Raw genomic sequence first — 22,064 nt, forward strand, 5'->3', positions numbered from 1 at the left:
TAACATCTATAAACTAATTTTCTTTTCGTCTAAACCTAGCATTTGTGATGTGAAAATATGAATTTCACGTAGAAGCGATGGGTTCTCAAGTAGAGAGACACCATAAGAGGGAATCATCGCTTTGATTTTCGGTTCCCAATCTTCCATCAGATGAGGGAAACATCTTTTAATGACTTCAAGCATTACATGTACGGCTGTTGAAGCACCTGGAGAAGCGCCTAATAATGCTGCAATCGAGCCATCAGCAGAAGTGATTACTTCTGTACCGAATTGAAGTGTTCCTTTGCCACTGGCAGTATTTTTAATAATTTGTACACGCTGACCCGCTACTACTAAATCCCAATCCTCGCTTTTAGCATTCGGGATAAATTCACGTAGCTCCTCCATGCGTTGTTCTTTCGATAACATCACTTGCTGAATCAGATATTTAGTCAGCGACATCTCTTTTGCACCTGCCGCCAACATTGTTAAAACATTATTTGGTTTTATGGATGATACTAAGTCGAACATGGAGCCTGTTTTTAAAAACTTTGGTGAAAAGCCAGCGAAGGGCCCAAAAAGTAATGATTTTTTATTATCGATATATCTGGTGTCAAGATGTGGAACAGACATTGGCGGGGCACCTACTTTAGCTTTACCGTACACTTTGGCATGATGTTGTGCGATTACATCTGCATTATTGCAGACCATAAATATTCCGCTTATTGGAAATCCGCCGATGTGCTTTCCTTCTGGAATACCGGATTTTTGCAGTAAATGCAGACTTCCCCCACCTCCCCCTATAAAGACAAATTTTGCACGACAACGTTCGATATCTCCACTATTGAGATTTCGGACTTTTAATTCCCACAATCCATCTTTCGTACGTTTCATATTATTTACACAATGTTTATAGCGAATATCGACATTTTTACTCTCTAAGTGGTCAAATAACATGCGCGTTAACGCGCCAAAGTTGACATCTGTTCCAGAATCTATTTTTGTTGCAGCTATAGGTTCGTTCGAAGTTCGACCTTGCATAATAAGTGGAATCCATTCCATTAATTTCTTTGTATCGTCAGAAAATTCCATATCTTGATATAAAGGGGTTTTTGATAGCGTTTCAAAACGTTTCTTTAAAAAGGATACATTTTGTTTCCCCTGCACCAAACTCATATGAGGTAATGGCATGATAAAATCATGAGGATTATTTATCAACTTACTTTTTACAAGATAGGACCAAAACTGCATCGAAAGCTGAAACTGTTCATTTATTTTAATCGCTTTACTAATATCTACAGATCCATCCGATTTTTCGACAGTGTAGTTAAGCTCGCACAATGCCGCATGACCTGTACCCGCATTATTCCATTCGTTTGAACTTTCTTGCCCTGCGTTTGCGAGCTTCTCAAACACTTTAATATCCCATTCTGGTACTAATTCTTTCAAGAGCGTCCCCAACGTCGCACTCATGATTCCAGCACCAATTAAAATCACATCTGCTTTCGTCTCTCTATTACTCATTTTTACCAACCTTTTACTCTAAAATTTACAGAAAAGATATGGATGTTCAATATTGTGGTGTCTAACTTTGTAATCTTTTCAAAACTTGAATCGCACTACTACTTCATAAACATTTTACAAATAATTATAAAGAGGTTCAAACCCGAATGACATATTAATATATACATAAGATATAAGTTTTATAAGTAACAAAATTCTGTTGTATGTGAGCAATGTTCGAGAAACTTTCGTGATGGGGTGAAATACTTGGGAATGCGATAGAATTGGGTATTATCAAGTATCGGATATCTACGTTGATTTGTTTAGCAATTTCATCTCTTGTGTGAAGTATGAGGATGGATCTTGTTAGCAAACATAAATCATAATATTTCGATATAGCCTTCTGTTCCATTTACTCGAATGCGTTGTCCATCTTTTATCAACTTTGTAGCATTTTCAACACCGACAACAGTAGGTAAACCATATTCACGTGCGATAACTGCTCCATGGGTCATCAGTCCGCCGACTTCGGTAACTAGGCCTTTAATGGATACAAACAAAGGTGTCCAGCTAGGGTCTGTAAAAGTGGTAACCAAAATGTCTCCATCTTCTAATACAGCATCCTCCATGTTTAAAATAACACGTGCTCTGCCTTCTATCACACCAGTAGAAACCGGTAGACCGACAATCGCTTCGTCTGGGAGGTTTTCTCGTTTGTACTCGCCCGAAATGATCTCACCATCAGACGTAATAACACGTGGAGGCGCTAATCTTTCATATAATCTGTACTCGTCTTTTCGTTTTTTGATGATTTGATAATCCAGTTTATTTGTCCGTACGACTTCATGAAGTTCTTCAAAAGAGAGATAGTATATATCTTCTTTCTCATGAATCACGCAAGCGTCTACGAGTTGTTCAGCTTCTTTCATCAAGGACTGCTTATAAATGAAATAGCGATTGATTATTCCATATTTTGGATATTCGCGATAACCGATGAAATTCCGGATTAGATCGATCATTTTTTTTGTTTCTTTTGCTTTTTGCTCACCATCTGGTAGTTTCTTCAATCGATTTAATAACTCTTGTTCTTTTTTCAAAGCTTCCTGTCGCCCTTGTTCAAATTTCCGTTTACTAGCATTCGGCTCGAATGTTTTGATGTTATTAAGAATCATGGGGATAAGTATAATTGGTTTTTCGCTCCAACGAGTTTTCGTGATATCGATTTCTCCGACACATCGCATTCCATATTTGTTAAGATAATTATGGATAGCATCTTTTGTTTCTTGTCCACCATCAAACTGAACCAGCTCATCCAAAAAGTGATCATCTTGAACTTGTTGTAAATAATTGATTACTTCTGGATAAGGACGAATCACATCGGCAACATCTAATAGCGCCAGACCCATTTCTGAAGTAATATTGTGTGGTACAGATTGGGAAAGCGTATCTGCTACGTTTTTTTCACCTAACCACTGGTTCATTTTTTCATTGATCCATGATGAAGCATTTATAGCAGCCATAATCACACGCAAACTTTGAGGGTCAAATGAAATTTTCTTTAACTGCTGGAGATCTTCCAGAATAAAATCAAATAAATCTGATCCTGATTTCATTTGAATGTTTTGATTTAACTCTTTTATCGAAGTTTGACTACTCTCAATCAAATCGGAAACGATTGTCGGATCGTTTTCGATTTGTATATCTGCTGAGAATCTACTGAGATTGTTTTTACTAGGACTATCATTTGGTAGCAATTGTATAAAATCTCGCTCTATGATGGTCATGAGTGCATCTTTTATGAGCGGATCGGATGGTCCTAGGGTATTTAATAACATTTCTCTGCCATCAGGTGAAGCCAGATTATGTGTGATATCAACAAATAATCTTCCACCAGCTTTATGCATGGATGCATTCGTTGTTAAAAGAAATAATGACAATCCCAATGGTTTCATGGGGTCAGTCATCATTTGTTGATGACCAACGGATACGTAAACGCGATTTGCTCGATCATCGGATTCAGGAATAGGGTATAAAGTAGTGATAGGGCGACTTTGCACAAAATAAAATGTTTTATCAACTAGACACCATTCAATATCTTGGGGACAACCAAAATACGATTCGATCTGTCTTCCTAAGCGTCCGAGCTGTAAAATTTGTTGATCAGTAAGTGTTTGCGTTTTCTGCTGCTCAGGATCAATTTGCCTCGACTCAGTTCCCCCTGATTTTCGTCCATAAATAGCTATTTTTTTGGTTGCGATCATTTTGTCGACAATTTTCTCTTCCTTTACCTTATAGCAATCGGCAGATACGAAACCGGAGACTAAGGCCTCTCCTAATCCATAGCTAGCATCGATAGAGAGGAGCTTTCGATTAGAGGTAATTGGATCAGCAGTAAATAAGACTCCTGATGCTTGTGGGAACACCATCTGTTGAACGATAACAGATAAATAAACTTGTCTGTGGTCAAATCCATTTTGCATTCGGTAGATCACAGCTCGATCTGTATAAAGGGAGGCCCAACATTTACTGATGTGCTGCAAAATAGCTTCTTTTCCAATGACATTCAAATAGGTATCTTGTTGTCCCGCAAAAGAGGCATGTGGTAAATCTTCAGCAGTTGCACTGGAACGTACTGCATAAGCATGCTCTTCGCCAAATTGGGAGATGGAGTGAGTAATATCTTTTACAACTTCGGAAGGAATTTCTATCTCCATTATATTTTTTCGAATCCTTCTACTGACCTCACCAATTTGATTTCGATTTTCTAACTTTAGCAGTGTAAGTTGATCTAATAATTCATGTAATGTTTCATTTTGTTCAAGGGCTTTTTGATAGGCTTCTGTTGTAACACAAAATCCTGAGGGCACGTGTATACCATGGATCTTCGATAGTTCTCCTAAATGCAACCCTTTTCCCCCAACGAGCAAAAGCTGCGTTTTATCAATCTCTTGAAAACGAACAACATAAGAACCCATTCCAATTCTCCCTTTCTTGAAACGCTTTTATTCTTTGATGTTTTAGAGTCATTACGACACTTGTCTTTTGTTAGTTGCTAAGCATATACATGATTCAGATCACGACTATATCTAAACTTCTAGACGATAAAAGATGAAACAAAGAATTTATCGTGTTCATGGTCGCCTTGAATCAAATATATGTATAAATTCTAGACCCTGGCTCCACTAATAAACAGTCTATTTCTTATCTTATTTATGTTTTATAATAGAGATGGGAGAGATGTATTGTTTAATGAACCATATAGGATAAAAAATGAAACATAACAGTTACAATCGTACCTTTTGTGCTGATTTTTCTTGGTGGATATCTTAATAGAGAGCGGAGCTATTCATTATTTTGCTCACAAAGTATTTTGACTCAGAGTAAATCTGAGTCTTTTTGTATCTAACGATGGAGAATATCAACACAAACCCAATAACCATGTAACCGTCAAAGTTGAGATAGTTTATGATGACAAGTAGACTAGGGAGGAGTAAGCTACCATGAAAATTAGTCTGTGATGAGGCTCATCGAACAATTTTCATAGTCTGTGGTGCCCCGTCAAAGGCGGCGAATATATCATATAGTAACGCAATGAGTTGATAGGGATTTAATTTCCTAAAAACTACAAGCATCGCAAAATCAACAGAATCATCCATGAGCATTTCATGCTAGGAGTTACTTCCACTCTTGATTACTAATAACCTGTTCAGATTGTACGGAGTGATTCTAATATTCGAATGCTCTTCGTAATGGAAGAGATATGGAGAAGAATCACCGAGAACAAACTTCATGTGGAAAGGGATGACTTGAATGAGTCAAAACAGCTCTTCAAAGACCAGAGGTGTTCTTGGAGAGTCAGATGCGTTGAAAGTAGTACGCCCGGTTCGAGAAATAGGAGTTGATGCTCTTTCTAAGCTTGGCATCTTAATTCTGTACCGATACTAAGCATGCCTTCAAGCACTTGCGCGAACTCGAAGGCATGCTTACTCTCAGGATTCGGTCTCTGAACCAAAATCTTTAAAGAGTGCCAATATGGAGAGATCAAACTCTCCTGCTTCTACCCCTGCCTTGAACGCCTCCCATTCTTCATAGGTGAAGAAAAAAGAGGGGTCTTCGGAGTTACTGGTTTTGAATTCTACTCCTCCTTCAATAGGATTAATGATGACTTTCTTTAATTCTGTTTGTTCTGTCCCTTCCATCGAAGTTTCGCCCGACGGCTCTTCCCTTGGTTCTTCCATATGCCCTTCCAGGCTCGCAACGCTCTGATGGCGTTGTGTGGCTATTGCTATCATTATCAGTATATTATAACTCTAAAACTAGAGTAACCTATTTCAATCCAAAATCAACACGATTTTGATTTATCCTACTTAGGGGCATGTACGGTGACCCCTAAACGGGATTAACTTTACCTATCCAAACCATAAAAATCCGGTGATTTCAGATATCTTAATGGAAATCTATCCAGTTAATAAAATTCCACTGCATGCTGTAAATTGAATTCCTATCAACAACACATCACAGTCTTGTTCCAAAACTATATATGCTATCATTTATCCTTGGTTGAAAATATCAGTTTCGCTTAGGAGTGGCGATCCCTTGCTGATGAGATCATTTTTAATGGAAGCAGGTCGAATTATCGAGCGAGGAACTCATCGAGAGCTTTTGGAGGAATAAGCTAAGTATTTTCAAATGATAGAGGTGTGGAGTTAATTAAACGAATTAGTCAGCGCACTGTCGTTTACTACAACAGTGCGCTTATTTCCTTGCTTTATTTTCAAATTGACTTCAACTGATTGATATCACCATTCATAATGAAATTAATATGCTTTGAGATTAGTTCTATTTCCCAATCCCACCATCTAATCGCTAACCAATCATCGATATTTTCTTTGGAAAAACGGGTTCGTATTGGTTTAGCTGGGTTACCACCAACAATGGTATAAGGTTCTACTGATCTGGTAACAACAGACTGAGTAGCAATAATTGCACCATCCCCAATTGTCACTCCTGACAGAATCGTTGCATCTTGTCCAATCCATACATCATTCCCAATTCGGATTCCCCCCTTTAGAGGTAAATCGTCTAGGGAGGGTGAATGTTGTTCCCAACCATGACCAAAAATATTAAATGGATATGTTGAGCCATCCATCCGGTGATTAGCTCCATCCATTATAAAAGTCGTTCCAGCTGCGATGGAGCAAAACTTACCGATGATCAATTGATCGCCAATAAACTCATAATGATGCTGTACTTGATCTTCAAAATGCTCTCCGTTTCTTGCCGAGTAGTATGAATAGTTACCTGCAATGATGTTAGGGCGAGTAATGGTAGGCTTGATAAATTGTACATTTTGATTACCTTTAATCGGGTATTTTACATTTGGATTTGGTCCTATCAAACGACTCACTCCTTGTTATATCTCAATTCTCCAATTTTGTTTTTTTCCTCTGCAAACCAAACAGCGCCATCAAAACTGATTGTAATTCCATGAGGTTCTGATTCTGGCGTAGGAATAGGGTACGATGTGATTTCTCCATTGATTGTGATTCGTCCAATTTGGTTACTTCCCCATTCGGTAAACCATAAGTCATTGTCTTGACCACTTATGATCGCGTGCGGTTTGGCTGAAGGAGTAGGAAGAAGAAATTCTTCAATTGAACCGTGTATGGAAATACGCCCGATTTGGTTTCCCAGGATTTCCGTAAACCATAAAGCTCCATCAGGACCACTTACAATGCCAACTGGTCCCGACTGTGGTGTAGGAATTTCAAATTCATCTATTTTCCCTTCAGAAGTAATTCTTCCAATCCGGTTTCCTTGATTTTCCGTGAACCAAAGAGCTCCATCATAACCTGCTGTAATAAATGAAGGAAAAGAATTTCGTTGGGGCAGCGGAAATTCATCTATTTTCCCTGACTTTGTAATCCGTCCAATTCGATTTCCAGCTAATTCCGTAAACCAAATCATACCGTCGGGTCCTTCTGTTATTCCATAGGGTTCCGAATCAGAATGTGGAAGAGGATATTCATCGATAATTCCATTTGAAATGCGACCAATTTGATTTGCTTTATTTTCTGTAAACCAGATATCACCATTCGTACTTGCCATGATGACGGAAAGCCCAGCATTTGCAGTTGGGATCGAAAATTCATCAATAGCACCAGAATGGGTAATAGTTCCAACTTTATTTCTTTTGTTATCAGTAAACCAAAGGGTTCTATCTTGACCTGAAGTAATACTGTATGGAGCCGAGTCACCAGAGGGAAGAGTGAATTCGCGAAATTGTACCTGCATAAGAAATAACCTCCAATCCATTTCCATGGATAGGAGGCAAGATGTACAAATAGAAACCTCATACCGGAGGTACCGTTGTGTGCTTGAAAAAGCCTATACTAATCCTATCCAAAGAAAATGATACATTTGTTTGATCATTTTTGAAGTTGTTAATGGATAAAGGATTAGTAAATCATCGACTTAACGGTCACCCTCTCATTTTAATGTTTTGATTCTATCATAAATGACGTGAAAAACCAAGACATCTTCTATCGTTTTGTATAACAGGGGATTGATATCATACAAAGTTCAATAAAGCCTTGGTGACAGTGGTAATTGGTTAACCACTGTCACCAAGGCTTACTTTTTTACCCTAGACCGCGTTTTCTGGGGTCACGGCAATTACCTGGACAGCATTCCGAACAATGAAGTCTCTTATCACAGTCTGCTGTTGCTTCACCACAGATCACACAGGAATCAGCAGTCATCATGATCTTCCATAGGGTTCGTTCTAACAAAAACGTTGCATCGTGTAGATCCTCAGTAGTGTCCTTTCAATACACGTAAGGGATGCTCGGAAACTGGTCAGCAATTATTTTACACAAAAAGCGTGATTTTCACAAAGAAAACTTATCGGGATTATATATTTTAATTTTTTGAAAACAAATTTGCTCATTATTGTAGATAGTATTGCCACAAGAATATAGCTCCTTTATTTTATTAAATCTATATTTATCATTTCACTTTGAGATGAGGGAAAGATCTTATGAATGATTCCATTTATAAAAGGGTATATGTTTAAAAAAGGAGAAACAAAAACATCCAAATGGCTCCACTTCATGTTGCATTGCGCAGAGAACGACGAAAAATAAAACGGATATTTAAATTTATATATCACTTAATGAAGAGTAGGAAGATTCCAGATTGGCAATGGATAAAATGTGATTCACCCATTGAAGAAAAAATGTACTTTGCTTTAAAACGCAGAGGATATAAAGTAATTACCCAATATCAAACGTGTGGTTATGAGGTAGACTTGGTATTGCGAAAACATCGAATTGCCATAGAATGTGATGGCTATCAGCACCACCACACAGCAGAGCAACGTAAACGAGACCAGAAGAAAAGTCGTATATTACGTTCGAATGGCTGGAAAGTGATACGTCTTTCGGGAAAAGAGATCTATCACAAAATTGACCACTGCATAGAAAAAGTTCAGCTACAAATCGGTAAAAGGAAAAGTATATAGTGAAGCGGATCAAGATTTATTATGACCCGCAATGTCTTCAAAAGATATTTCACTGTATACTGTATACTGTTTTTTGAAATTATGGTTCTGAGATGCTGTTTGCTAGAATGATTCGTTTACCACAACGTCTTCTATTGGTAAACGTATTGTTTTATATGCTGGAGCTGAAGCGATTCCTGCAGCAATCATCATGATCGGAATATATCGATCAGGGATTTGGAGCTTCTCAGACAGTTGATCCGCTTGAAAGCCGCCCATCGGAACAGAATCATACCCTTTTGATTTTAAAGCTAACATAAGTTGCATAGCAAACAAAGAAGCATTTAAAAATGCACTTTCTCGCCTTACAGATAAGGGCGCTTGGAAAGCATCATTGATATCTTGCAATGCCCGCTGGTACGCTTCCTCTGACATGAGTCCAGCATCTACAAGTGGTTTATGCACGGCATCAGCTGTTTTATTTGCTTCAAGGTCGCCCAAAACAATAAAGACAACAGATGCATCCACTACTTGTTTCTGATGATAAGCAATTGGGGAAATGGCTTTCTTTTGTGCTGGATCTTGAATCACGATTACGCGCCAATGATGTAAATTCCATGCTGAAGGGGCGGTTTGGGCTAGTTGAAGAATTTCTTGTAGCTCATTAGCTGGAATCACATAATCTTTTTTGTATTGACGAACAGCATGACGACTTTTCAGCACTTCAGAAAAAGATAACATTTTTTGCATAATCATTCTCCTTTTATTTTTATTGATAACTCAAATCTGCAATTATATAATCCTTACAATGGTCATGATGTCATCTATTACATGAACAGTAATGACTGCTCATGTAAATGAATAGGGTCTTAATTATTTCGGAATATTCACATCTTTAAGTTAGATAATATTTAACACAGTGAAATGAATAAACATAAGCATGCTAATTAATTGACTTAAGTCATTTGATTTATAGAACTAACATGAAACTTGCCAACTAGCTAGTCAACAATAGTAACTTTACCTAGATATGCAACAAATGCATATATTGAATTTCACAAACTGTATCGGTACAAAATGTAAATAAAAAAATTTAACCAACACCTTTACGAGCAGGTAGTCGGTAAATTAGAGGTGACACTAGAAAAAGGAAAATTTACAATATTAAGGGGATTTGATTAAAAATACCCATTTTCACCACGGTAAGGTGTAACCGAAGATGATTCATATCCCTGATCGTTAAACAGCCGGAATGATTCACAAGTAGTAGCCTTTTTGATCATCATGCTGGTGAGAATTTATGAACACTAAACAATGTCCATTGTTTTTTACTACAAAAAGTGAAACAATTTTTAAAAGGAGTATAGTATGAGATAATTCCAAGGTAGCAACCTCTTCTAACCAATTTGGGGATTACAAATGATTTAGAAAGAACATGCATTACGAAAGGATCAGGTATAACAAATGGGATTGGATATGATGATCGGTGGTGCAATTCTAGTGTTTCTATTCTTGATTGGATCATATTTTTATACGAATATGACCTATATCAAGAAACCATTAGCGAAAATGTACAATGCGGGATTTACCGAGAAACAAATGAAGTTAAGAGATGGAACAGTTTTAAACTATGGAGAAGGACCAGACAATGGACAAATACCTTTATTATTGATTCACGGTCAAGGTATGAATTGGAAGGATTATGCGAAAGTACTGCCTGAGTTATCAAAACATTATCACGTATATGCTGTAGATTGCCATGGACATGGAGGATCTGATAAGAATCCTAAGAAATATTCAGCTAAAGAAATATCTAAAGATTTTATTGAATTTATTAAAGCTAAAATAGGTAAGAAAACAGTCATCTCTGGTCATTCATCGGGTGGAATGATTGCAGCATGGATTGCATCGCATTCATCAGATCTTGTGCTAGGGGTAGTGATCGAAGATTCGCCTTTCTTTGCAACAGAACCTGGTAAACAAGAAAAGACGTATGCATGGGTATATGATTTTAAACTGTATCAAGATTTTAAAAATCAAAACAAAGTAAAAGATTACTTCACATACTATTTAAAACATAACTATTGGAGAAAAGTTTTTGGCAATCTCCTTTGGAATAGGTTTTCAAAAGATGCTCAATCTTATAAAGAAAAGAATCCAAATGAACCAGTACACTTATTTTATTTACCTCCTACTATCAATAGGATATTTGAATCTGTAACATATCCATATGATAGAAGGTTTGGGGAAACATTTTATGATAATACTTGGTTTGAAGACTACAATCAAGCACTGGTGCTATCAAAAATTAAAAGTCCAACTATTTTCATCAAAGCAGCCACTAAGTATGATGAAGATTTATTATTAGCAGCGTTATCAGACAAAGATGCTGATAAAGTAGTTGAATTATTAGAAAATGGAAAGAGGATCAATATTGATTCCCCTGGACATGATATACATTACGATAAACCTAAGGAATTTACGGAGATTATGGTTAATTTTTTAGAAGATGTGCAATTGTGAATGTAGAAGAATTAGGGTGAAAGCCAGATCAAATGTATAGAATTTTTATCTATTGAGGACTACTGTTCAAGTATCTTTTTGTGTTCTTCTTCAATCAATGATATTCACCTCTTCATCTCCATTCATAGCTACTTTATTGATGATAACAAAAATAGTTAATTAACAACGATTAGTTAAAAAATGGGAACTGTGGACCGATGAGAACTATTTTACTTATATCTACCGTGTAGCTGAACCGTTGAATATTCAACGGTTTTTGTTATTTAATGGTAAAAAAATGAAATATATAGATGATTGATTCCAGTAGACGAGTGGAAAACATAAGAATGAATGGAGGTAATTAGTTTGAAAAAAATAGAAGTTAGAAATGTCACTAAGATATTTGGTCGGACTTCTAAAAAAGCACTCAAATTATTAATTAATGGAGTGGATAAGAAACAAATATATAAAAAAACAGGACTAACAGTAGGGGTGAATCAAGTATCTTTCGATGTAGAAACAGGTGAGATTTTTGTGATCATGGGTCTATCAGGCAGTGGTAAATCAACCTTACTACGTATGCTCAATCGATTGATTGAACCAACAGTTGGTCAGATTTTTATTGATGGTGAAGATATTGTGCAAATGCCGATCACTCAATTACGGCATATTAGAAGGAAGAAGTTAGCAATGGTTTTTCAACACTTTGCGCTTTTTCCTCATCGAACAGTACGAGAGAATGTTGAATACGGATTGGAAATTCAAGGGGTTGAAATAGAACAAAGAAAAAATAAGGCTTTAGAAGTCTTACAGTTAGTTGGATTAGATGGTTGGGGAGAGCGGTATCCTGATGAATTAAGCGGGGGTATGCAACAACGCGTAGGATTAGCACGAGCATTAGCAAATGATCCAGATATTCTAATGATGGATGAAGCCTTTAGTGCACTTGATCCACTCATTCGTAAGGAAATGCAGGATGAGCTATTAGAGTTACAGCGTTCATTGCAACGAACCATTATCTTCATTACACATGACCTCGACGAAGCATTACGTATTGGTGATCGGATTGCACTCATGCGCGATGGATCGATTGTTCAAATTGGAACACCTGAAGAGATTTTAACAAATCCGGCAGATGAATATGTGAAGAAATTTGTAGAAGATGTAAACTTAACGGATATTTTGACCATTGAGTCAATCATGCGCAAAGGAGAAACGGTTCTGATTGGACGAGAGGGTTGTCGTGTTGCTTTGAAAAAGATGCGCGAAAAGGGCATTCCAACTCTGGTAGCAATTGATCGGGATAAAAAAGTACAGGGATTATTGACAGCGGACGGTGCTCGAAAAGCGTTAGAGACTGGAAAATCAGTTGCTGATGTGTTGGTCCATGATGTGGTGCAAGTTTCAAAAGAGAGCTCAATTAGTGAATTACTTCCCATTATGGCGGAGCAAGATTTCACTCATCCAGCAGTAGTAGTAGATGATAATCAGCGATTAATAGGTATTGTGGGTCGTGGCGCTATCTTTGCCGCACTAGCAGGAACAGGAGGTGAAGATAAGTGACTGCATTTAAATTACCACTTGCGGAATGGATTGATGCCATTGTCAATTGGCTACAAGTTCATTGGAAACCCTTATTTCAATTGATTAGCCATCTAATCCAACCAACTGTTGATTTTTTTCAGCGTTTCCTCACTGTTATGCCTTCACTTGTTACGATCCTTCTAATCGGGACAATCGCATGGTGGATCAGTCGCTTTCGTATTGCCATCTTCACCATTATTGGACTTTTATTGATCGATCACTTAGGTTACTGGAAAGCAAGTATTGAAACACTTTCTCTTGTATTAACAGCAACTTTGATTTCATTGATCATAGGTATTCCTATTGGATTATGGTCAGGAAAAGATGAACGAATACAAAATATCGTAAAACCAATTCTCGACTTTATGCAAACGATGCCAGCATTTGTTTATCTAATTCCTGCCGTATTCTTTTTTTCATTAGGAACGATACCTGGCGTTTTTGCTTCAGTTATCTTTGCTATGCCTCCTACCATTCGCTTTACAAGTCTAGGATTACGCCAAGTCTCACTTGAATTAAAAGAAGCAGCAGATGCATTTGGATCAACACCTTGGCAAAAGCTATGGAAGGTTGAAATCCCATTAGCTAAACCTACTATTTTGGCAGGAATTAACCAAACCATTATGCTTTCTTTGTCAATGGTTGTCGTCTCTTCCATGATTGGGGCAGGTGGATTAGGATCGATCGTTCTAGAATCGATTTCACGCCTAAAAGTAGGTCGTGGCTTTGAAGCAGGGCTTTCTATTGTGATTATTGCGATTCTATTAGACCGTTTAACTCAAAATGTAGGAGATCAAAGTAATAAAAAACGGCAAGGTTATAGCTTTTGGAGAAAATGGACAGGAATTGTGTTATCTGTTGTTATCGGGGTACTTGCTATCATAAGCATTTTTCCACGCGAAGAAGGAGAAAAAGTAACCCTTGCTTATGTGAATTGGGAGACTGAGATTGCAAGTACACATGTTTTGAAAAACGTTTTAGAAAGTCAAGGATTTCAAGTAGAAATGAAACAGGTAGAGGCAGGGCCGATGTGGCAAGGGGTTGCTTCGGGAACGGTAGATGCTCATGTAGCAGCTTGGCTCCCTACAACCTCTAAACCGTTAATGGAAGCAAGCAAGGGTAAGGTGGATGATTTAGGTCCAAATTTAGAAGGAACCCGAGTAGGTTTAGTTGTGCCTAAATACGTATCAATTCGTTCAATTGATGAATTGGCATCAGTGTCTGATCGGTTCAAAGGACAGATAATTGGAATCGATCCAGGAGCAGGTTTAATGAGTAAAACACAATCAGTGATAAAAAATTATCATTTGCCAATGAAGTTAGTGGAAGGCTCTGATGCAGCGATGACTGCCTCACTTGCAAAAGCAATCAAGGAAAAAGAGTGGATAGTGGTAACCGGTTGGGTTCCACACTGGAAATTTGCGATTTATGATCTTAAATTTCTAGAGGACCCAAAAGGAATGTATGGAGGAACAGAGAGTATTCATACAATTGTGCGTAAAGGGTTGAAGCAGGATAAACCAAAAGTTTATCAGATTATCGACCGTTTTCATTGGACAGTGAATGATATGCAAGAGGTGATGATGAAGATACACAGTGGCACTTCACCTGATGCGGCTGCAAAGGAATGGATTCAAAAGCATCCAAAACTAGTGAAGCAATGGGTAAAGTAATTTTTCTTCAGTAAAAAAAGAAGATTGATCCCACAAGAAGTAACATAGATCGTCTATCAATATATATTCAGGATGAAGGCTCAATCACCTTCATCCTTTTTAATGAGCAAATTATATTAACAAGACATAAAATAATCGAAATAGAATAAGAGGTGATAGATTTGAAAAAAGTTGTTCTTGATCCAGGGCATGGTGGGAATGATTCTGGAGCGACAAATGGGTCATATCAAGAAAAGGATTTCACTTTACAAATCTCTCTGGCAATTCGCGATTACTTGAAATCTCAATATCAAGCTGATATTTATATGACTCGTACAACTGACCAAACCGTTAGTTTAAAAGAGCGGACAGATTATGCTAATCGTCTGAAAGCTGACTTCTTCTGCTCTATCCATGTCAACGCAGGAAAGGGAACAGGATGGGAGGGCTATATTTTTAATGGTAGGGTACCCTCTTCAACAATTCGATATCGTGATATGATCCATCATACAGTAATTGAAGCAATTGGGCAGAAATATAGTGTCAACGATCGAGGTGAAAAGAGAGCTAATTTTCATGTTCTTCGTGAGACTCAGATGTCATCTATCTTACTGGAAAACTTATTTATTGATCATTCAACTGATATTCGATTACTCACAAACAGAATGTTTATTCAGGATTTATCCCATGCGATTGCAATAGGAATTGCGAAAGCTCTTCATCTACCTTCTGTTTAAAGTATGCTATAATAATATACAGACATATATATAATTGAAGGAAGAATGAGAAAAGTGAATTACATCAAGATCTACATCGAACTTACCATCTAATGAAGAAAAATATTAATAATTGAATCATATATTTTTTAGCAAAGAAAGCCCATATCCTTCAAGATGAGGAGGCGCCTAAATTGGTCATTTTAAGTGTGATCTTGGGCATCGTCTTTATCTTAACTGGTTGTGCAAAAATCTTTCAGTTCAATCTACAAGTAGAAGATTGGGAAGAGTATGGTTATCCGCTTTGGCTGATGAATGTGACAGGGATTATCGAAGTGCTTTGTGGTATCGCTTTTGTATTTGGAGGTTTATTTCACCACTTAGCCGTTGGCGCAAGTATCTTAATTGCGATCATTCTCTTAGTTGGACTGTATACGTGTTTGACGCGTGAAAAACGCCTCTGGAAGCGGTCAATTTTTTTAATTATACTTTTCATTGCAGATTTAATTGTGATGATAGGATTTTATTGAGAAAAAGGGCTGTTGCGAATTCGCGATAGCCCTTGTTTTTTGTCAGAATAATGGAGTTATCCACAGATATTGGAAGATTGTGGATAACTCTGTGGATAACTCTATTTTAGTGAGGTGATACTTATAGCTATGAATCCATTAATCAGGCAATATGCTGTAAATCAGCATATGGTTCATTTAAAAGATCCGAATAACCCCATTCGACAAATAATCATAAACGAGAAATTAGGGCTATGGAAAGATACATTCGGTAAAGACATTGATAGGATGTTTGACTGGGATTTGGTTCCTGTTCCTCTAGTTGAAGATGCACTCAATTATACGCCGGATGGTCAGGAATTAATCGACCCTTTCTCGAAAGAGCAAAAATTAGAGATATATAATCAGGCTTTTCAGCTAAGTGACCAGACCACAAAAGGCAACCCAAATCACAATCTACGCCATCATCAACAGTTTGTTACCAATCAACACAATGGTTATAATGCGTTTGAACAGGCTGTCGAAGAAGTAACCGGCACTCCATTTCGTTTCCCTGAATACCAGAAATTGGTCGCTGAAATAGCCGGAGCACTTCATGATTGTCATCATATGGGTGCCGCTTTTCTAACCGATGTTCCACCTGAAAAACGAAAATATTTACCTGAGGTAGGCAACAATGTGACAATGGAAAGTTTATCAGCGGTTCAAGCTGATTATTTTTTAAAGCAACAAGGCTTTAATGTCCCAGCGCGATTAAAAGGAAGTTTTGTTATTGATGCGACCAAAAATGATCCCCAAGCTAGATTTGGTGGGAGTGCAACTCCAAAAAGCTTTGATGGCGCATTGGCTAGAGCAGCCGATATTTTTCTGCTTAGCGAGTTATATACATCGCTTAAAGATCATGTAGACATTCATTTTATAGAAAATGGGCTTACACCCCCTGCTACAAGATTGGGGGATCTATTTAATCGAGTTGGATTTTTTTATAATCATGTAGGGAACACAATGGATATACTTGATAAGGCGTCGAATGACTTAGCTGATTCACTCGATATAGATGCGAAATCAAAAATGAAGTTACAAGGCTCGTTAAAAAAAACAAAATTGACCGAGCGTTTGGGATGGAGAGCAGGTCTTGCTCATCAGAAAAAGCAACTAAAGATGTTAGAAGAAGGAGATCCGGCTCTACACGGGATGCTGCGTTCAACGTTGGCAAGTGCTGGGTATCGTGTAGCTGGTGATGATATTATAAAAGAAAGATGATCATATATCAGAATGAGCGATTTCTTTTTCATAAGTAAACCCCTCTCCTAAAACGTCTCTAGCATCATGAACAACAATAAAGGCATGAGGATCATTGATCAAAACGAGCTCTTTTAATTTTGGGAGTTCATAAGCAGCGATAACAATATACAATATTTCTTTGGCGTTACCTGTGTAGGCCCCTCGGCCATGCATAATAGTAACGCCTCGACCCATTCGCTTGGTGATCTCTGTTGAAATATTTGACGCACGTTCTGAAATGATGGTTACGGCCTTTGATCGATTGAGCCCTTCGATGACAAAGTCGATAATTTTAGCACCAACAAAAACAGTAATTAAGGTATACATGGTTGTGGTAAGTCCGATTACAAAGATTGAAACAAGTAAAACACATAAGTCGAAAAGAAACATAATCTGACCAATACTAATGCCAAAATATTTGTGTAATATACGCGCAATAATATCAACCCCGCCTGTAGTCCCACCTGTCCGGATCACAATCCCTAAACCTAATCCCACGAAAATCCCAGTAAAAAGGGCTGCTAACAACAGATCATCCATTGGATACTTCCAATTGGCAGTTATATTAAGAAATAGGGTAACCGATCCTAATCCGACCAAACTATATATAAAAGTCTGTTTCCCTAATATTTTATAGCCGATAATAAATAGCGGAATATTAATAATGAACATGATAGTACCTGGTGACCATCCGTATAGATAGTGCAACAGGATGGAGATCCCCGCAAAACCGCCTTCTGCTAAGTGATTGGCAATCGCAAAAGAATTAACACCGATTGAAAATAGAAAAGAACCCAAAATGATAAGGATGAGACTTTTAAGATGCGTGAACCAGCTTTTTTTCATAATTTGTTTCCTTTCCATGATTACTCCTCCTTAGACTACCCTGGATGTAGAAAATGATAACATTGGAGTTCTGACTCCAAATCAGGTAACATGAAAGTTGTGGGAGGCGATGATTTTGCCAAGAACTATACAAGATATCCAATTGGAAGTGGATCAATATATTAGTCAGTTTAAAGAAGGATATTTCCAACCTCTCTCGATGCTCGCTCGTTTAACAGAAGAAGTGGGTGAACTCGCCCGTGAAGTGAACCATCGATTTGGCGAAAAGCCAAAGAAACCAGAAGAGGCTGATAATTCTATTGAAAACGAATTAGGGGATCTTATCTTTATTATTGCTTGTTTTGCAAATGCATTAAAGATCGATTTAGATCAATCTTTTTCACAAGTAATGGAGAAATATCGTGTTCGCGATCAGAAGCGGTGGACATATCGAGAGACAGAATCATGAGGAGAAGTGAAAGATGAATATACAAGTCATCGTAGCTGGATCAACTGGAAAAATGGGTCGAGAAGTTGTCAAGATGCTAGGTCAACATGAGTATTTCGAGTTTGTTTGCGGAGTATCTCGTAGTTTGGCAGGGAAAGATGCAGGTGAAGCAATTGGTTTGTCCCACTTAGGCGTTCCTTTGGTGGCGTCTGTACAAGAAGCGATTCAACGTTATCCGCATGCAGATGTATTAGTCGATTTCACACAACCTAGAAGTGTTTTAGAACACGCTTTTATGGCTTTGAATGCTGGAATTCGTCCTGTAATCGGGACATCTGGGCTGAATGAGGAACAGATAGAAAGATTGAAAAATGAAGCTCAACAGAAAAATTTGGGTGCAATCGTTGCCCCGAATTTTGCAATTGGCGCTGTATTGATGATGGTTTTTGCGGCACAAGCTGCGAAATATTTACCACATGTGGAAATTGTAGAATCCCATCACGACCAAAAATTGGACGCACCTTCGGGGACTGCGGTGAAAACAGCAGAGAGTATCTTGGAACATCGTTCAGGTATCATTGAACAAGGACATAATCAGGAGGAAGAATTGTTGCAAGGAGCTCGAGGAGCTTATTATCATGGTTTCCGGATTCATAGTATTCGCTTACCTGGATTAATTGCTCACCAGGAAGTGTTATTTGGTGGTTCCGGTCAATTGCTGACGATTCGACATGACTCTTTTGATCGTGAATCGTTTATGCCTGGTGTAAAAATAGCAATTGAACAGGTTATGAAAAAGGATGAGCTTATTTATGGATTGGAGAAGTTACTGGAAGAGTAGAATGATTTGAACGAAAGGGTGTACATGTTGAGAATAGCCTTGATAGCTCACGATCGAATGAAAGAACAAATGGTACAATTTTCTATTGCTTATGAACCGATACTGGAAAAGCATAAATTATATGCAACGGGAACAACAGGAACCAAGATTATGGAAAATACGAATCTAGAGGTAAAACGTTTTCTTTCAGGTCCTTTTGGTGGGGATCAAGAGATAGGGGCATTAATAGCGAAAAATAAGATGGATTTAGTATTGTTTTTCCGAGATCCATTAACCTCTCAACCACATGAGCCCGACATTTTAGCTCTATTACGATTAGCTGATGTTCATAACATACCGGTCGCCACAAATATGGCTACTGCAGAGATACTGATTCGGTCGATAGATCAGGGGGATTTGGCTTGGCGAGATTCGATTTAACCAGTAGTAAGATAGAGCCAAAACACCTCTTCGCCGCACAAACAGTGATGGGAAAATTAGAACAACAGGGGTTTCAAGCATATATAGTGGGCGGTTTTGTCCGTGATTTTATCCTACAACATCGCTCAAAAGATATTGATATTGCTACAGATGCACGACCTGATCAAGTGATTTCGCTTTTTAACCGAACGGCGCCAACTGGATTACAGCATGGCACCGTTACGGTCATTATTGATGAAATTCCAATTGAAGTCACGACTTTTCGTGTTGAAAAGGATTATAATGATCATCGTCATCCAAGTGTTGTTCAATTTGTAAATTCATTAGAGGCAGATTTAAGCCGACGTGATTTTACGATTAACGCAATGGCAATCAGTATAGATGGAGAACTATATGATCCCTTTGGGGGTGAAGATGACCTTCGAAGAGGTCTCATTCGGGCGGTAGGTGATGCAGAACAACGCTTCCTTGAGGACGCTCTTCGAATGATTCGAGCGATTCGTTTTGCGACAAAATTAAAGTTTAATATAGATTCATCTACTGAGAGAGCATTGCTTAACCATCGATCTCTCTGCCAACATCTATCAATTGAAAGAATAGTAGCAGAGCTGGAAAAAATTTGGGATTCCGAGTACTCAAGTAGTGGAATACAACGATTTGTCAATTATCACTTATGGAAACGTCTCCCTGTTTTTTCTTGCTGGAATTGGATAGAACCAACCGTTCATCAATATCAGATGTTTGATCTAAATGGGGATCGTATTACAAAGTGGCTTTTTTTATTTTTGTTAGGAAATCAATCGGATATAATTATAAGTTGTCAAAATTTACATTTCTCTAATCAAGATACAAACGAATGTTTACAAGCCTTTGTCTGTTATCAATTAGGTGTAGAGAATTTGGATGAAGAATCAATCATTCGCATGTTACTCAAATACGGATTTCAGACAGTGAAAAGAGCTTTTTATCTTATTCAATTTATGCAGTGTTCATCCACAACATCCATGGAACGTTTGGAGCATTTATGGAATCGGTTGATCATTCATCATCTTAAAGAGTTAACTATCAATGGGAATGATTTGTTAAGTATAACTTATCGATCACCTGGTCCATGGATTGCAAAGACTTTAGAAGAGCTATTATTCCTTGTCGCAAGCGGCAAATTACCGAACCATCGCCAGAATTTATTGGAAGAAGGTCGCCGAATTGTCAAAACATTTACGTAACCAATTACTTCGACTATTGTTAGAACAACAATCACCCTATATTTCAGGCGAAGAGATTAGTAAGCAACTTGGATGTAGTCGCGCGGCGATTTGGAAACATGTCCAAGAATTACGAAACCAAGGGTATGAAATTGAAGCACGGTCTCGTAATGGTTATCGTCTCATTTCAAAACCTGATCGAATTGCCCCTGAAGAGATAAATTTCTATCTTCAAACAGAAGTTTTGGGTAAGGAAATCAGATATTATCCTGCCATTACTTCAACTCAAGAGTCTGCTCATCAATGGGCACTAGCAGGTGCCAAGGAAGGCTCTTTGGTAATTGCAGATCAACAAACAACTGGTCGGGGCCGTTTAGGTACTTCATGGGTTTCTCCAGCAGGGACGGGTATCTGGATGAGCCTCATTTTACGACCAAATGCTTTATTGAAATTTGCCTCACATTTTACTTTATTAGCAGCCGTTTCAGTGTTTGAGGCCATTCAATCGCTTAGCTCTTATCCTATCCATATAAAGTGGCCAAATGATCTATTAATCAATAAGAAAAAAGTTTGTGGCATTTTAACAGAATTAAAAGGAGAGCAAGATCGAGTCGATTATATGGTGATTGGAATAGGGTTAAACGTGAAGCAGAATGATCAATTACCATCACATGCTACTTCCTTAGAAGAAGCTGCCGGGAAACAATATATACGTGCTCAAGTCATTGCACAAATTCTTCAACGTATCGAACTTTGTTATATGGAATATGTTAAAGAAGGATTTGCACCCATCCGTAAACGATGGGAAGCAGGAGCACAGTCTTTTTTTGGAAGAGAAGTTCAAGCGAAAACATGGAATGGTGTGATAAAGGGGATTGCTGAGGGTTTAAATGATGATGGGGCATTAATCATTCGTTCAGAGGGAGAAAAACGGATCATTTATTCTGCCGATATTCAAATGACTTAATCAACAATGCTATAGCAGGTTAAATTGTTTTTATGTATAAAATCATTTATCATATATTTAGACGGTATCCATTGGAGCCGTACTTTTCAAGAGCCAGTTAATTCGGAAAATCTAGCTCTGAGCCATTG

Annotated in this window: 19 protein-coding genes; 12 read left to right on the top strand and 7 right to left on the bottom strand. The window is 37.8% G+C overall.

All coding sequences use genetic code 11. From position 1 onward, the window contains the following. Nucleotides 1-6: 6 nt before the first annotated feature. The 5 genes from BUB71_RS00670 to BUB71_RS00690 all read right to left on the bottom strand — a co-directional run bounded on the left by BUB71_RS00670 (nucleotide 7) and on the right by BUB71_RS00690 (nucleotide 7,776). The gene (locus BUB71_RS00670) at nucleotides 7-1,503 is read right to left on the bottom strand and encodes a malate:quinone oxidoreductase (protein WP_073150374.1); all 1,497 of its coding nucleotides are present in this window, start codon (nucleotides 1,501-1,503) and stop codon (nucleotides 7-9) included. 359 nt (nucleotides 1,504-1,862) lie between these two features. Next, nucleotides 1,863-4,457 (bottom strand): phosphoenolpyruvate synthase, encoded by a 2,595-nt coding sequence (gene ppsA, locus BUB71_RS00675; protein WP_073150377.1) that lies wholly within the window; start codon nucleotides 4,455-4,457, stop codon nucleotides 1,863-1,865. A gap of 1,014 nt (nucleotides 4,458-5,471) precedes the next feature. Next, nucleotides 5,472-5,681, bottom strand: a complete 210-nt coding sequence (locus BUB71_RS00680) for a hypothetical protein (protein WP_139278939.1) — start codon at nucleotides 5,679-5,681, stop codon at nucleotides 5,472-5,474. Nucleotides 5,682-6,256: 575 nt separating this feature from the next. After that, a complete protein-coding gene (locus BUB71_RS00685) occupies nucleotides 6,257-6,877 on the bottom strand; it encodes a Vat family streptogramin A O-acetyltransferase (protein WP_073152561.1) in 621 nt (206 codons plus the stop codon). 8 nt (nucleotides 6,878-6,885) lie between these two features. Then, on the bottom strand, nucleotides 6,886-7,776 hold the full coding sequence (locus tag BUB71_RS00690; protein WP_073150383.1) for a Vgb family protein: 891 nt from the start codon (nucleotides 7,774-7,776) through the stop codon (nucleotides 6,886-6,888). Nucleotides 7,777-8,581: 805 nt separating this feature from the next. Here BUB71_RS00690 and BUB71_RS00695 point away from each other — a divergent pair. Then, on the top strand, nucleotides 8,582-9,004 hold the full coding sequence (locus tag BUB71_RS00695; protein ID WP_073150386.1) for an endonuclease domain-containing protein: 423 nt from the start codon (nucleotides 8,582-8,584) through the stop codon (nucleotides 9,002-9,004). Nucleotides 9,005-9,106: 102 nt separating this feature from the next. On the opposite strand, the gene BUB71_RS00700 is transcribed toward BUB71_RS00695, so the two are convergent. After that, the gene (locus tag BUB71_RS00700; RefSeq protein WP_084730876.1) at nucleotides 9,107-9,733 is read right to left on the bottom strand and encodes a nitroreductase family protein; all 627 of its coding nucleotides are present in this window, start codon (nucleotides 9,731-9,733) and stop codon (nucleotides 9,107-9,109) included. 714 nt (nucleotides 9,734-10,447) lie between these two features. On the opposite strand from BUB71_RS00700, the gene BUB71_RS00705 reads away from it, so the two are divergent. From BUB71_RS00705 to BUB71_RS00730, 6 genes are all read left to right on the top strand, one after another. Further along, on the top strand, nucleotides 10,448-11,506 hold the full coding sequence (locus tag BUB71_RS00705; RefSeq protein WP_084730878.1) for an alpha/beta fold hydrolase: 1,059 nt from the start codon (nucleotides 10,448-10,450) through the stop codon (nucleotides 11,504-11,506). 330 nt (nucleotides 11,507-11,836) lie between these two features. After that, the gene (locus BUB71_RS00710) at nucleotides 11,837-13,048 is read left to right on the top strand and encodes a quaternary amine ABC transporter ATP-binding protein (RefSeq protein WP_073150394.1); all 1,212 of its coding nucleotides are present in this window, start codon (nucleotides 11,837-11,839) and stop codon (nucleotides 13,046-13,048) included. Next, nucleotides 13,045-14,742 carry an ABC transporter permease/substrate binding protein gene (locus BUB71_RS00715; protein WP_073150398.1) on the top strand — a complete coding sequence of 566 codons (1,698 nt, stop codon included), beginning with the start codon at nucleotides 13,045-13,047 and terminating at the stop codon, nucleotides 14,740-14,742. The genes BUB71_RS00710 and BUB71_RS00715 overlap by 4 nt, the downstream gene beginning before the upstream one ends. A gap of 161 nt (nucleotides 14,743-14,903) precedes the next feature. Next, nucleotides 14,904-15,458 (top strand): N-acetylmuramoyl-L-alanine amidase, encoded by a 555-nt coding sequence (locus BUB71_RS00720; RefSeq protein WP_073150402.1) that lies wholly within the window; start codon nucleotides 14,904-14,906, stop codon nucleotides 15,456-15,458. Between the two features lie 173 nt (nucleotides 15,459-15,631). Beyond that, nucleotides 15,632-15,967, top strand: coding sequence for a DoxX family protein (locus BUB71_RS00725; RefSeq protein WP_073150405.1), 336 nt, complete (start codon nucleotides 15,632-15,634; stop codon nucleotides 15,965-15,967). Between the two features lie 129 nt (nucleotides 15,968-16,096). Continuing rightward, nucleotides 16,097-17,209: a hypothetical protein gene (locus BUB71_RS00730; protein WP_073150409.1), complete on the top strand. Its 1,113-nt coding sequence runs from the start codon at nucleotides 16,097-16,099 to the stop codon at nucleotides 17,207-17,209. Here BUB71_RS00730 and BUB71_RS00735 read toward each other — a convergent pair whose 3' ends face one another. Next, nucleotides 17,210-18,094 carry a YitT family protein gene (locus BUB71_RS00735; protein WP_245815481.1) on the bottom strand — a complete coding sequence of 295 codons (885 nt, stop codon included), beginning with the start codon at nucleotides 18,092-18,094 and terminating at the stop codon, nucleotides 17,210-17,212. A gap of 97 nt (nucleotides 18,095-18,191) precedes the next feature. On the opposite strand from BUB71_RS00735, the gene BUB71_RS00740 reads away from it, so the two are divergent. The 5 genes from BUB71_RS00740 to BUB71_RS00760 are packed head-to-tail and all read left to right on the top strand — an operon-like array spanning nucleotide 18,192 to nucleotide 21,936. Then, nucleotides 18,192-18,524, top strand: a complete 333-nt coding sequence (locus BUB71_RS00740; RefSeq protein WP_175552235.1) for a nucleotide pyrophosphohydrolase — start codon at nucleotides 18,192-18,194, stop codon at nucleotides 18,522-18,524. Between the two features lie 13 nt (nucleotides 18,525-18,537). Beyond that, complete coding sequence (gene dapB, locus BUB71_RS00745) at nucleotides 18,538-19,344, top strand: 4-hydroxy-tetrahydrodipicolinate reductase (RefSeq protein ID WP_073150416.1); 807 nt, start codon at nucleotides 18,538-18,540, stop codon at nucleotides 19,342-19,344. 27 nt (nucleotides 19,345-19,371) lie between these two features. Further along, on the top strand, nucleotides 19,372-19,764 hold the full coding sequence (locus BUB71_RS00750; protein ID WP_073150420.1) for a methylglyoxal synthase: 393 nt from the start codon (nucleotides 19,372-19,374) through the stop codon (nucleotides 19,762-19,764). After that, the gene (locus tag BUB71_RS00755) at nucleotides 19,746-20,990 is read left to right on the top strand and encodes a CCA tRNA nucleotidyltransferase (protein WP_073150423.1); all 1,245 of its coding nucleotides are present in this window, start codon (nucleotides 19,746-19,748) and stop codon (nucleotides 20,988-20,990) included. Before BUB71_RS00750 ends, BUB71_RS00755 begins: the two co-directional genes overlap by 19 nt. Further along, entirely contained in the window at nucleotides 20,971-21,936 is a 966-nt protein-coding gene (locus tag BUB71_RS00760) for a biotin--[acetyl-CoA-carboxylase] ligase (RefSeq protein WP_139278940.1), read from the top strand. The genes BUB71_RS00755 and BUB71_RS00760 overlap by 20 nt, the downstream gene beginning before the upstream one ends. Nucleotides 21,937-22,064 lie beyond the last annotated feature (128 nt).

This window comes from Seinonella peptonophila, from assembly GCF_900129355.1.
Classification (GTDB): domain Bacteria; phylum Bacillota; class Bacilli; order Thermoactinomycetales; family Thermoactinomycetaceae; genus Seinonella; species Seinonella peptonophila.